The sequence below is a fragment of the Roseateles depolymerans genome, assembly GCF_003387155.1.
Lineage (GTDB): Bacteria > Pseudomonadota > Gammaproteobacteria > Burkholderiales > Burkholderiaceae_C > Roseateles > Roseateles depolymerans.
Window position 1 is genome coordinate 565,591 of the sequence record NZ_QUMT01000002.1, and the last position, 13,248, is coordinate 578,838.

General features: G+C 65.3%; 10 protein-coding genes. 2 read left to right on the forward strand and 8 right to left on the reverse strand.

Annotation, left to right across the window (positions count from 1 at the left end; all coding sequences use genetic code 11):
* Positions 1 to 2 precede the first annotated feature (2 nt).
* The 8 genes from DES44_RS10490 to DES44_RS10525 all read right to left on the reverse strand — a co-directional run bounded on the left by DES44_RS10490 (position 3) and on the right by DES44_RS10525 (position 9,624).
* Entirely contained in the window at positions 3 to 1,136 is a 1,134-nt protein-coding gene (locus DES44_RS10490; protein ID WP_058934889.1) for a cytochrome-c peroxidase, read from the reverse strand.
* The gene (locus tag DES44_RS10495) at positions 1,126 to 3,861 is read right to left on the reverse strand and encodes a TonB-dependent receptor (RefSeq protein WP_211326932.1); all 2,736 of its coding nucleotides are present in this window, start codon (positions 3,859 to 3,861) and stop codon (positions 1,126 to 1,128) included. The genes DES44_RS10490 and DES44_RS10495 overlap by 11 nt, the downstream gene beginning before the upstream one ends.
* A 285-nt stretch (positions 3,862 to 4,146) precedes the next feature.
* Positions 4,147 to 5,100: a FecR domain-containing protein gene (locus DES44_RS10500; RefSeq protein WP_083525539.1), complete on the reverse strand. Its 954-nt coding sequence runs from the start codon at positions 5,098 to 5,100 to the stop codon at positions 4,147 to 4,149.
* A complete protein-coding gene (locus DES44_RS10505) occupies positions 5,082 to 5,588 on the reverse strand; it encodes a sigma-70 family RNA polymerase sigma factor (protein WP_058934892.1) in 507 nt (168 codons plus the stop codon). The genes DES44_RS10500 and DES44_RS10505 overlap by 19 nt, the downstream gene beginning before the upstream one ends.
* Before the next feature lie 272 nt (positions 5,589 to 5,860).
* Positions 5,861 to 7,162 carry a TRAP transporter large permease gene (locus DES44_RS10510; RefSeq protein WP_058934893.1) on the reverse strand — a complete coding sequence of 434 codons (1,302 nt, stop codon included), beginning with the start codon at positions 7,160 to 7,162 and terminating at the stop codon, positions 5,861 to 5,863.
* Complete coding sequence (locus tag DES44_RS10515) at positions 7,153 to 7,683, reverse strand: TRAP transporter small permease (protein ID WP_058934894.1); 531 nt, start codon at positions 7,681 to 7,683, stop codon at positions 7,153 to 7,155. The genes DES44_RS10510 and DES44_RS10515 overlap by 10 nt, the downstream gene beginning before the upstream one ends.
* Positions 7,680 to 8,591 (reverse strand): TRAP transporter substrate-binding protein, encoded by a 912-nt coding sequence (locus DES44_RS10520; RefSeq protein WP_058934895.1) that lies wholly within the window; start codon positions 8,589 to 8,591, stop codon positions 7,680 to 7,682. The genes DES44_RS10515 and DES44_RS10520 overlap by 4 nt, the downstream gene beginning before the upstream one ends.
* Before the next feature lie 208 nt (positions 8,592 to 8,799).
* On the reverse strand, positions 8,800 to 9,624 hold the full coding sequence (locus DES44_RS10525) for an NAD-dependent epimerase/dehydratase family protein (RefSeq protein WP_058934896.1): 825 nt from the start codon (positions 9,622 to 9,624) through the stop codon (positions 8,800 to 8,802).
* Between the two features lie 218 nt (positions 9,625 to 9,842).
* Between DES44_RS10525 and DES44_RS10530 the strand changes: the two genes are divergently transcribed.
* Complete coding sequence (locus tag DES44_RS10530; protein WP_058934897.1) at positions 9,843 to 10,922, forward strand: acyltransferase family protein; 1,080 nt, start codon at positions 9,843 to 9,845, stop codon at positions 10,920 to 10,922.
* Positions 10,923 to 11,160: 238 nt separating this feature from the next.
* Positions 11,161 to 13,146, forward strand: coding sequence for an OPT family oligopeptide transporter (locus tag DES44_RS10535; RefSeq protein ID WP_083525542.1), 1,986 nt, complete (start codon positions 11,161 to 11,163; stop codon positions 13,144 to 13,146).
* The last annotated feature ends 102 nt before the right edge of the window (positions 13,147 to 13,248 follow it).

The following is a 13,248-nucleotide window of genomic DNA, read 5'->3' on the forward strand; positions in this document are numbered from 1 at the left end:
CGTCACAGGGCCCGCAAAAAAGCCTCCAGGTCCTGAAGCTCCTTGGCACTCAGCCGCAGCGGCTGGATGCGGGATGAGGGCGGAATGGCCATCAGACCCTGTGCGTTTTTGGGGGGCTGCGGCATGCCCGCGTTGTAGGTCTCCAGCACACCGCGCAGCGTGGGCGTCGAGCCGTTGTGGAAGTAGGGCGCGGTCCGGGCGATGCCGCGCAAGGAGGGCGTGCGGAACGCGCCCAGGTCCTCCTCCTTGCTCGTGACCGCCTGTCGACCCAGGTCCTGCAGACGCCGACCCAGCGCGCTCATGCCGATCTGGTGGAACTCGTGCTGCGTGAATTGCGGTCCGCTGTGGCAGTTCATGCAGCGCGCCTTGGTGCGGAACAGATGCAGCCCGCGGATCTCCTGCTCGCTCAAGGCCATGCGTTGTCCCTCGATGAAGTCGTCGAAGCGGCTACGAGGCGCTTCGATACGGCGCTCGAAAGCGGCCAGCGCCTGGGCCAGCCGCGCCAGGTCGACCTCCCCAGATCCGAACACTTCCTTGAAGCGCTGCGGGTAGTCCGTCTCCCGCAGGAGCCGCTGCTGCAAGGCTCCGAGGTCCATGCCCATCTCCACCGGGTTGGCAATCGGCATCAGGGCCTGACTTTCCAGATCACCAGCCCGCCCGTCCCACATCAGGCGAGGCACAAAGGCCACCCCCAACAGATGCGGCGTATGGCGAGGGCCCGTCTGGGCCTCCAGGCCCAGGGCGAGACGTCGCCCATCGGAGAAACCCAGATGCGGCGCATGGCAACTGGCGCAACTGAGCGTTCCGTCGCGGGAAAGACGGGGGTCGAAGAACAACTGTTCACCCAGCTTCACCAGCGCCGCTGGCGGGGCGGGCAAGGCGGGCCGCGGCCCCAGCTCTTCCCAGCGAACGCCGGCGTCCACGGTGGGGGCCGGCCATTGACTGCGATCGCCACGGTAGGCCTTCAGAAGGGCCGCGGCATCGCCGTCCGCGCTACCTGCCGCCACAGCCCCACTGGCGCCAGCAGCAGCAGGGGTCGCCAGCAGGGGCGCGGTCGCGCTCGCCAGCAGAAGACTGACCAGCCAGGGCAGGCCCTGGCGGGCACGTCGGAGCAGGGGCGGGCGATCAGAACTCATAACCCACCTCCAATGCCACGCTGCGGCCTCGCTCGTAGGTGGCATAGGTGTCGCTGACGGTGGTCTTGTTCTTGCGGTTGGTCAGGTTCTCGAGCGTCAGCTTGATCTGCAACCGCTCGTCGCCGCGCACGCGCGGTTCCCAGTGAATGACCGTGTCCACGGCCAGCGAGCGTGGCAATTGCGCACGCTGGTACACGTCGACGGTACTGCCCTGGTAGTCGGTGGTGCCAGTGGACAGCATCTGCTGATAGCGGTCGCGCACCCGCAACAGATGGCTGATGGTGAGGTGGTAGGCCGGCAGGCTGCTCATGGCGCCCAGGCGGAAGGTCCAGGGGCGGTTGTAGTTGTCGGCAGGGATGTCGGAGTAACGAATGAACTGGCCGTCGTATTGAACGATGACGTCATTGACCTTGTCTGTCGAGTAGTTGTCCGCATACGTGCTGTAGTTGGAGCGCACCTCGCTCTTGTTGACGGCCATCCACCAACGCGTCACCACGGGGCCAGTCTTGAAGGCTGTGGCGCTGGACCAGCTCAGGGTCCAGTCCCGGGTCCTGCTGCGACCGTCGTTGGTGTAGATATAGCAGCTGTTGCCGTTGCAGGCGGTTTGCTTGGTGACCACCCGCTTGACCACCTGGTCCTTGCCGTCACGGTCTGTGACGCGCAGGCTGAGCGGTCCGCCGAGCCAGGCCGGTGCGAACACCAGACCTGCAGTGAGCTCATCATCATGCGGCGTCTTCATGGCGTCCAGGCGGTTCAGAGGCAAGGCCTGCACGGCCTTGCCCCAGGTCAGCGTGCCGCTGCGTGTCTGGGTGACCTGCAAGGTGTGGATCTTTTCCTGAAGCGCGTACGCAAACAGGCTGCGTCCAACATAGCGGCTGGCACCCAGGTCCAGCAGCAGCGTGTCCATCGGCTGCCACGTCAGAGCGAGCCGCGGAGCGGTGTTGACTTGGTCCGTGAGGGTGTCCTTGTCCGCGCGTAGGCCGGCGCGCAGCTTCAGGGTCTTCCAGCGGATCTCGTCTTCCAGGAACGCGCTGAAGGCATCTGCCGCAAGATCGAAGCGGCCCGCGTTGTAAGTGATCTGCTGGGTGAAATACTGGCCCACCTGGCGGTTGATGGACGCCGTGGCGGAGCAGGCGTCGGTGTCGACGGAACCGTCTGCGCGGGTGCATCGTGAGATGGCCCCGCTGGTGGGCAGGTTGCTGGCCACGAGATAGTAGTGCTGCGCTTTCAGCCGTTCGTATTCGGCTTCCTGATGGCGCAGTTCCAGGCCCGTGCTCACGCGATGCTGCAGCGCTCCGGTGGCGATGGGCTTGAACGCGGCCTTGACCTTGTAGGCCATGGCCTTGAGACCCTGATCGACGTCTCCCCACGCGCCTTCGCCGCTGGTGGGGACGCGTTCGGTGGGGTCGCCCCAGTTCTTGTCGGTGGACCAGCGCCAGTTGCGGTAATAGTCGGCATCGCTTCGGCGTGACTGCGAGGTGGCGCTGTATGAGAGCTGGTGCGTGACGGTGACGGGTTCCCATCGCGACTCCCACCGCCCGGAAAGGCTCAGGCCGCCGCTTTGCAGCGTGTAGTCGCTGTTGCGGAAGTCCTCGATGAAGTATCGGTTGTCCGATGGCGCGTAGACCAGACTCAGGTCCGCTTTGTGGATGCCGCCAGCGGGCGTGAAATCGGTCTTGAGCACCAGGGTGTCTTGCCGGCGCTGCTGCGTTACCTCGCGGGACTCGGTGCTGGTGCTGTTGTCGGTGGTGAAGCGGCGCAGGGGAATGTCGGACTGACGTCGCACGACACTGGCCAGAATGCCCCACTGTTCGCTGGGACGCCCCTCCACGGTGGTCTTGTACGTCCACTTGCGGAACTTCGGCTGCATGTCGGCATTGGACGAGGCTTCGAACTCGGCCCGGCGGGCCGGGTCGATGAAGACGTGAGTCCAGTCCGACGAGGTGTACCCCACCGCCACGCTGCCACCGAAGCTCTTGCGCGCCGAGCACAGGCGCGCATCCACCACGCCGCCGGTGAAGCGGCCATACTCGGCCGAAACGCTGGCGTCCCTGACTTCCACCTCGCACAGCACACTGCTGTCCACCGCCAGTGCCTGCGACGCACCCGGCACGAACTCCGGACTGCTGGGCGTGATCTTCAGTCCCGGGTCCAGATCGTTCATGGCCGATACCCCGTCCAGCAGGATCTCGTTCTGATAGGGCTTGGACCCGTGGATGGAGATCTCGGCCGGGGCGATTTCTCCGCCGGTGTAGGAAGCGAGCTGACCTTCGCTGTACTGAATGTTGGGGTTGAGCTTGAGCTGGCTGGTCAGGTCCCCGTTGAGGGCGGGCAGGTGGCGGAGCATGGCACGGTCCAGGCGCTGGACGGTCGGCAGCGCGTTGCCTTGCACGGCCACCCGCGGCAGGTGCTGGAGCTGAGGCACGAGAGCGTTGCGGTCGTTGTCCTCATCCGCGGCATCGCCCGGGCGAGAGGCTGCACGCTGACGCACCATCAGACCACCGGCCGGAGAGGACACCGCTTCCAGCGAGGTGCCCGCCAGCAGCACGCTGAAAGCCGCCATGATGTCGTAGCGTCCTTTCAGTCCCTGGGTCCGGTGCCCCTGCACCAGAGAGGCATCAAACACCACCACCACGCCTGCCTCGGCCGCGAACCGGTAGAGCGCATCGGCCAGCGAAGACGCAGGGATGTCGTACTGGCGGGCCGGCCCTGCGGCGCGGGACACGGAGGGCTTCTCCGCCGCGCCAGGCTGCGGCGATATCGAGGCGGCGACGGCCGGGGCAGAACACAGGCCCGCGCTGAATACCGCCATCAGCAGCGCTGATGGTCGATGTTGCAAGCGCTGCGCGGAGCCTGGCGCGCACGCAGCGGTGGCCGGGAGGGACAGTCGTGGCGAGAAGAAACGGCGGTCGTTCATGGTTCGGTGGATGTCACTGACCGATGAAGGCCGAACGAAATCGCCAAAAGGACAATGCGGTGACAATTTTTTTTAGGGCGGCCGCCCACCGACTCAGCGCGGCCGCAAGACCAGGGTGTCCCCACGCTGCTCAAGCCGCAGTCCCAATTGGTCCGCCAGGGTCGCGAGCGAGCGCTGCGGTTGCGTGATGAGGAAACTGCCGGAGACGCGCAGCCCCGATATCGACGGGTCGCCCCGCATGGCCGCGCCGGAGTGGCGTTGAAAGTCGCGCAGGAAGATGTCCAGGCGCTGATCCATGACCACCAGCATGCCGCGGGTCCAGGCTTCGTCCGCAAAGCCGGCTTGCTCCACAGCCTCATGACCTCCGCGGAAGAACCGCAGTTTCTGTCCTTGCAACACCCTCACCGGGAGCGAGCTGCCCTCCGGCCAGACCTCCACCGCATGGGCCTGTACCGCCACGACGGTGTTCCGCCCTGACTGCTCCACCGTCAGCCGCGTGCCGAGCGGAGTGATGCGGCCGTCCCGGGTGTGGATCTGGAGGGGGCGTTGCAGGGGGTCTGGGGCCGTTTGCAATTGCAGCGCGCCGCCGCTCAGATGCAGGGTGCGCTGCGTTGGGCTGTAGGCAATGCCCCATCGTGTTTCAGGCGCTACCAGCAACTGCCCGCCATCGGGCAGCGTCACAGCCCGACGTTCGCCGGCATCCGTGGTCATCCATTCGATGGGCATTTCCCTGCCGGACCAGGAGCGCATCACCAGGGCCACGATGGCCAGTGCGCCGAGCCCGCCTGCCGCCCCCAGGCCGCTCAGTGCCTGACGACGGCTGATCCGATTCGGGCGGCGCAATGCTTGACTGGCGTTGGACGGCGTGAGGGCGAGCAAATCCTTCAGGCGCTCCATGCGCTGCCATGCGAGTCGATGGCCGTCGGCTTGGGCCAGCCAATCTCGCCACGCGGCGTGATCGGCTTCGGTGGCGGCGCTGTCGCTCAATCGCAAATGCCAGTCGGCCGCCTGCGCCAGATGCTGCGGATTCACAGCAGCGTCAGACATTGCACCAACGCCTTGTGCATGTATTTCTTGATGCTGCTCACCGACACCCCCAGGTGGTCCGCGATGCGGGCATGTTCCCACCCCTCCAGTTGCGCCAGCAAAAAGGCTTCGCGGACCTTCGGGCCGAGACCCTCGAGCAGCCGGTCCAGCGTCAGTAGCGCTTCCAGGGCCAGGGCGCGCTCTTCCGGGGAGGGGGCCAGGTCGGCGGGGAGCGCGGACAGTTCCTGTAGGTAGGCGCGCTCCAGGTCCTGACGCCGGTAATGATCCACCAGCAGGCCCTTGGCGATCGTCGTCAGATAGGCCCGGGGCTGGTTCAAGACGGGGGGACGATCACCGGTTTGCAACAGGCGCACGAAGGTGTCCTGCATCAGGTCGGCGGCGCGTTCGGAACAGCCCCCCAGACGTCGGCGCAGCCAGTCAGCCAGCCAGGACCGATGGTCGCGATACAGCCCTTCATGGCTGAGTACGGCCGGTTCCGCCAGACTCATGATGCCAGCGCTTTCAGGCGAGCGGGCGCAGGGTCACGGGAGGCGTGGGAGGGTGTCGGGCCGGCATGGAGCCGGGCCACGCGCGAAGGGCTGGGCATGACGAAATCCGGAGGGGCGTTTCACACAAGGGCCTCCGGCTGGCCCGTCGCAGACTGCGAACGGCTGGCTGTGCCACGGGGCCAGATTGTAGATGAGAAGATGAGAACCTTTCTCATCTTCGTGTCTCCCACGCCACGTGGACTTTGGCGGGTCTCGCTCCACCGCAACCCGCCTTAGCCTGCCGCCGGATTGAACAGTCTCGGCAGCCACAGCGACAGGCTGGGCACATAGGTCACCAGCATCAAGGTCACTCCCAGCGCCCCATAGAACGGCAGGATGGACCGCATCACCTGGCCCACCGAGACGCCGCCAATGGCGCATCCCACGAACTGCGTGACACCGACCGGCGGGGTGTTCAGCCCCAGTGCGCAGTTGATCAGCATCACGATGCCAAACTGCACCGGGTCCATGCCGAACTGGCTGGCAATCGGCAGGAAGATCGGCGTGCAGATGAGGATGGTCGCGGCCATGTCCAGGAAGGTGCCCAGCACGAACAGCAGCAGGTTGATCATCAGGAAGATGACCCACGGCTCGCTGGTGATGGACTTCATCAGGTCGCCGGTCTTCTGCGGCACTTCGTACAGCGCCATGAAGTAGCCGAAGGCCGATGAGATGCCGATCAGGAACAGCACCACGCCGGTGGTCTTGCAGGCCTTGGCGCAGGCCTTGAGGAAGTGCTCCCAGCTCAGGCTGCGATAGGCCAGCACGGTCACCAGCAGCGCCCAGAAGACCGCGGTGGCGGCCGACTCGGTGGCCGTGAAGATGCCGGACAGAATCCCGGCCAGGATGATCACCACCACCAGCAGGCCCGGCATGGCGCCGAGCAGGGCCACCAGCACTTCCTTCCAGCCCGGGAACTGTCCATGCGTGCTGTAGCCGCGCTTGACGGCCACATAGTAGGCCGCGGCCAGGTTGCAGACGGTGAGCAGCAGCGCAGGGATGACGCCCGCCAGGATCAGGCTGAACACACTGACCGACGCGATCCCGGTCGTTGCCAGGGTAAAGATGATGAGGTTGTGGGAGGTGGGCATGAGGGCGCCCACCAGGGCGGCATGGGTGGTGACGTTCACCGCATAGTCCGCGTCGTAGCCTTCCTTCTTCATCAGCGGAATCATGACCGAGCCCATGGCGGACACATCGGCCAGTGGAGAGCCCGCCACGCCGCCAAACAAGGTGCAGCCCAGCACATTGCTCATGCCCAGACCGCCGCGCACATGGCCCACCAGGGAGTTGGCAAAGCGCACGATGCGGTCGGCAATGCCGCCGTAAAGCATCAGCTCCCCGGCAAAGATGAAGAACGGGATGGCCAGGAAGGAAAAGATCTGCATGCCGCCGACCATCTTCTGGAACACGACGGCGATCGGCAGGCCCGCTGCCAGGATGGTGGCCACCGAGGCGAGGCCGATGGAGAACGCCACCGGCACGCCCAGCACCAGCAACACCGAAAAGCTCACCAGCAAGACAGTCAGTTCCATGAGGGCACCACCTCTTCACGACGGATGAGCGCCACCATGTGCTCCATCGAAAACAGCACGATCAGGACACCGGCAATCACCAGGGCCAGGTAGTCCAGGCCGACGGGAACGCCCAGCATCGGGTCGAGTTCGTCCCATTTCAGCCGGGTCCAGGTCCAGCCGCTCCAGGTCATCAGGCCACCAAACACCCCCACCAGCGCGTGGATGAGCAGTTCCAGCTTCAGCCGCCACGCCTCTGGCAGCAACGCGGCCAGCGACTCCAGGCCGATGTGGCCGGCATCCCGCACGCCCACGGCCACGCCCAGCGCGGTGACATACAGCACCAGTTGCAGGGCCAGACCCTCGGCCCAGGTCGGGGTGTCGTTGAACAAATAGCGGCCCACCACCTGCACCTGCACCGCCACGATGATCACCACCAGCATGCCGACGGCCGCCATCAGGCTGATCTTCGACAGCCAGGCACACAACCGCGTGTAGGGATGCCGGGACGCTGCCGGCGCCGTCATGGGGAGGACGCTCATGGCGTGTCCTGCACGGCCTTGACGAGGCGCTGCAGGTCCGGGGTGTTGATGAACCGCGCGTACACCGGCGCCATGGCTGCCTTGAAGGCGGCCTTGTCCACGTCGGTCACGATCTGGGACCCGGCCTTTTGCACCAGCGCCTTGTCCTTGGCTTCCTGTTCGTCCCACCGCTGCCGCTGGAAGCTGACCGATTCCTTCGCCGCGGCCCGGAACAGATCCTGGTCGGCCTTGGAGAGCTTGTCCCACACCAGCTTGGACATCAGCAGCATCTCCGGCGCCATGGAATGCTCGGTGAGCGAGTAGACCTTCACCGCTTCATAGTGCTTGAAACCGGCATAGGACGGGATGTTGTTTTCCGCCGCATCGATCAGCCCGGTCTTGAGTGCGGTGTAGATCTCGCTGGTGGGCATCGGCGTGGCATTGGCGCCGATGGCGGAGGCAATGGCCACCCAGAGCTCCGATTGCTGCACGCGGATCTTCAGGCCCTTGCTGTCCGCGGGGGTGCGTACAGCCTTCTTGGCATAGATCGAGCGGGACCCGCTGTCATAGAACGCCAGGCCGACCATGCCCTGGGATTCACAGCCCTTCAAGATCTCTTCGCCAATCGGGCCGTCCAGCACCTTGCGCATGTGGGCGACCGAGTGGAAGAGGAAGGGCATGGTGGGCACCAGGCTCTTGGGGCAGATGGAATTGAGGGAACTGATGTTCACCCGATTCATCTCCAGGGCGCCGATCTTGAGCTGGTCCAGCGTCTCCTTTTCGGTGCCCAGGGCGCTTTTGTTGAAGACCTTGATCTTGTATTTGCCGCCGCTGCGCTGGTTCAGCACCTCGCTCATGTGCTTGACGGCGGCAACGGTGGGGTAGTCGTCGCTGTTGTGCACATCGGCGGAGCGGAACTCGACCGCCATGGCGGGGGTGGTCGCCGCCAGCGCAAGGGTCAGGGCCGTGACCCAGCGAAGGGGCCGTCGCGCGCTCCCTGCGGCGTCATGGGCGATGGACCCTTCAGGGCGCCCGCGAGCGGGCAGGGGGCTGAGGGCCGTTCCAGTTCGTTGCATCGTGCGGTCTCCGTGGGTTCTTGTTGGAAGGACAGGACTGCAGGCGGTTCATGCAGGCGGGTCATGCAGGCGGGTCAAAGGGCCCAATGCCCAGGAAGCTGCCGCCCTGCAGGCGGGCCATCAGACTGTCTTCCGGGAACACCTTGTCGCCGACTTGGTCGCGCCAGGGCTCGGCGCTGTCCTGCGGCTGGTAGCCCAGTTGGGCCCAGCCCGTGTCGCTGTACCAGCGGGCTGGGTTGTCGGAAATGGCATAGGTGACCAGGCAGCCGACCTCCGGCGCTCGCAGCGATGCGCAGACCAGGCTGAACAGGTCGCGAGGGCTGATCCAGGTGGACAGGGCGCGCCGGTCCGGCGGCTCGGGCAGGCAGGTGCCGATGCGCAGGCACACCGATTCCACGCCATAGCGATACCAGTACAACTGCGCCATGCCTTCGCCAAACAGCTTGGTGACGCCGTAGTAGCCGTCCGGGCGGGCTGGATCGGTCGGGTCCAGCGGATGCCCCTGCGGATAGCAGCCGGTGACATGGTTGGAGCTGGCGAAGACCACGCGCCGCGTGCCGGCCAGGCGTGCGGCTTCATAGAGGTGGAACACGCCGTCCAGATTGGCGCGGGCCATTTGCTCGAAGGGCGCTTCCACGGAATGGGCGCCCAGATGCACCACCGCATCCACGCCTTGCAGCAGTCGCTGGACGGCGGCCCGGTCGGTCAGATCGCAGGGGCGGTCTTCTTCATGATCGGCCAGCGGACCCTCGAGTGGGCGCAGGTCGCTCAGGATGAGGCGGCGGCATGCGGTGCCCAGCGGCGCCCGCAGCATCCGTCCCAGGGTGCCGGCAGCGCCGGTCAAGAGCACGGTGTCCAGGCCGGCAGCGGCGGGAGAGGATGTCATGTTCTATTTTTTAAAACGGCGTTTCGAAACAGTATCGGAGAGCGGGGCAGATCCGGCAACTGGAGATCGCCCCGGGGAGACCCTGAGGCTGGAGGCGTCCCCAAAAAAAGGGGAGGCGGCATGCTGCAATGCAGCAATCGCGATGCAAGATGCGGTTTTCAGAGTGGGGGCAACCCTTGGCCGTTGCCTGCGTCACTCCAACTGTTTGGGACATGGGAATGCTGGATCAGGACACGAAACGGTATGTGGTGCTCGACGGCATGCGCGGCGTGGCAGCGCTTTGCGTGGCGGTGCTGCATGCCAGCCAATTGCTCAAGCTGGGCTACAAGCCCTTTCACGCGTCACTGGCCGTGGACTTTTTCTTCTGCCTGAGCGGCTTTGTCGTGGCGTTTGCCTATGACCGCAAGGTGCCGGGGCTGTCGATTCAGCGCTTCTTCGCCATGCGGCTGATCCGCCTCTACCCGATGATCGCGCTGGGCATTGCCGTTGGCGCGGTGGTGCTGCTGCTGGCTCTGCTGCGCGGCGATCTGGCCTGGAAGCAGACCCTGCTGTTGATTGCCTCGGCCTTTGTGCTGATGCCCATGGGCCTGAAGTACCAGTTCCAGGCCTATCCGGTGAACAACCCGATCTGGTCGCTGTTCTTCGAGCTCTGTGCCAATGCGGTCTACGGACTGCACACCAAATACGGTCGACCGCTCAAGCCGGCTGCTGTGGTGGCGTTGGTGGGCGCCCTGGGGGTGGCCCTGGCCGGAGCGGTGCTGCTGCAAAACGGCGTGGACCCGATCGGGTTTGATGGGCCGCGCAACTTCGTGCTGGGTGTCGTGCGGGTGGCCTTTCCCTTTGTGGTGGGCATGTGCATCTGCCGCAGTGGTATTCATCGCCGCCTTCCGCAGGTGCATTGGACGCTGCCGATGCTGGTGCTGCTGGGGGTGCTGATGTGCCCCTGGTGGCGGCATGAGCCGGTGTTTGATCTGGTCTGTCTGCTCGCGGTGCTGCCGCTGATCGTGGCGTTTGGCGCTGCGGCCGATGTGCAGCCGCACAGCATCAGCCTGCGCGGGCTCGAATGGCTGGGCGCCTTGTCTTACCCGTTCTACCTGCTGCATGAGCCGCTGCTGCGCCTGGCGCGGGACCTGAACATCAGCGACGTGCCCAAACCGCTGCTGGCGGTGCTGACCATGCTGCTGGCCGGCGTGCTTGCGCAACTGGCGCTGCGCTTGTACGACGAGCCGCTGCGGGCGGCGCTGATGCGGCGTCTGCGCCGCACTCCCTCTGCTGCCGGGGTGCCTCAGCGGGCTTGAGCCTTGCTTGGTGAACAAGCACTGCTGCTCTGTATCCGCACGTGATCGGACGCGACCGCACGAGTCGCCCTCGCACATCCACCGCGTTTAGGCCCGGAAATTAAGGGGAAACCCTTGTTTCCTGGCGATGTCAGGCCGATGACGGACTGGGACAATGCGCGCTGTTTTTTTGTTTCAAAAGAACGCCCGATCCTGGCCACAAGCCTGACAACGGGCGTAACGAAGGATCGAGCAGAGCATGGCGCTACAGCACTTGACCGACGAACAGGTCCGCACCTGGACGCGGGCCCAAAAAGACGAGTGGTGGTTCAAGAACGTCTTCCGCGGTGACATGGCGCAGCTCTCGCTGCGTTCCGGCCTGACCGGTTTTTTCCTGGGCGGCATCCTGGCCGCCACATCGCTCTACATCGGCGCCAAGACCGGCATCAGTGTGGGCGTGGGCCTGACGTCGGTGATCCTGGCCTTCGCCATGTTCCGTCTGCTCAATCAGATGGGCTGGGCCGATGACTACACCATCCTGGAGAACAACTGCACCCAGTCCATCGCCACGGCGGCCGGTTATGTGGTGACCCCGCTGATCTCCAGCCTGGTGGCCTACATGCTGGTGGTGGACCGCATCATCCCGTGGTGGCAGATGATGATCTGGATGGTCCTGAGCTCGATCACCGGGGTGCTGGTGGCCTTCCCGATGAAGCGTCGCTTCATCAATGAAGACCAATTGCCGTTCCCGGAAGGGCGCGCCTGCGGCGTGGTGCTGGATTCGCTCTACACCGGGCAAGGCGGCGAGGGCCTGTATAAGGCGGCGCTGCTGGCCAAGGTGGCGGGACTGGCCGCGTTCTACCAGGCCATCGTCAGCGATGGCTGGATGAAGCTGATCCAGTTCAAGCTGCTGCGCATGGACCAGTGGGCCGGCATGAAGGAGCCCTGGACCTTCCATGAACGCCTGGACCAGTACTACTACAGCTGGGCGGTGAAGGCGGACGCCTGGATCCCCAAGATCATGGGCGTGGACTTCCGCGTGCTGGGCCTGCGCCTGACGCTGGACGTGGCCATGCTGGGTGTGGGTGGCCTGATGGGCATTGCCGTGGCCACCAGTTGCCTGCTGGGGGCCTTCGTGAACTTCGCCGTGCTGGCGCCGATCATGATCAACGCCGGCGACATCGTCCAGCGCGTGGGCCCCAATGGCGCGGTGATTCCCATCTCGCGGGTGGAGATCGTGAACCAGTGGTCGATGTGGTGGGGCGTGGCCATGATGGTGGCCGGTTCGGTGACCAGCCTGCTGGCCAAGCCGGACATCTTCACCAATGCGTTCAAGTCGCTGACCAACCGCAACAAGAACAAGGACAAGGGCCCGGACCTGCTGGCGCACATTGAAGTGCCGCTGTGGGTGTCCTACATCGGCGTGCCGGTGTTTGGCTTCCTGTCGGCCTGGACCGGCCACGTCTTCTTTGGCGTGCCGATGATGCTGGCGCTGGTGTCGCTGCCGTTGATCTTGGTGCTGACGGTGATCTGCACCAACTCGATGGCACTGACCTCCTGGACGCCGACGGGTGCGCTGTCCAAGATCACCCAGTTCACCATGGGCGCGATCGACCGCAGCAACCCGGCGTCCAACCTCGTGCCCGCGGGCATGACGGCGGAGATTGCCTCCAACGCGGCCAACCTGCTGTCGGACATCAAGCCGGGCTACATGCTGGGCGGCAAGCCGCGCCACCAGGCCATTGGCCACGTGATCGGCATCTTCGCGGGCGTGCTGGCCTGCGTGCCGCTGTTCTTCCTGCTGTTCGTGCCGAAGAATGCCGAGGGCGTGCGCTCGACGGCCTCCATCATTTCCGACCAGTTCGCCATGCCGGCGGCGGTGCAGTGGAAGGGTGTGGCCGAGATCATCGCCAACGGGCTGCACAGCCTGCCGGCGTCGGCACTGATCACGATGGGCGTGGCGGCTGCGGCTGCGGTGATCATCGAGGTGCTGCGCCTGGTCACGCGCGGCAAGTTCCCGCTGTCGTCGGTGTCGATCGGCCTGGGCGTGGTGCTGCCGCCGGAGTCGACCTTCGCGATGTGGATCGGCGCGATGATCTTCTTCGTGGCGGCCAAGGTCTACAAGACGCCCGGCACGGCCGGCTGGCGCCGCTGGGTGGACGGATGTGAGCCGATCTGCGCGGGCCTGATCTCGGGCGCAGCGCTGATGGGCATCGGCAACGCCATTGTCAATGTGCTGATCTGATGCATGCATCGGCCGCCGGCGTCAGGCCGGCGGCATGGCACAATTCGGGCCCTCTGCCGGCATGGGAATGCCGAGGAGGGCCTGATTTATTTCAGGTGCCGA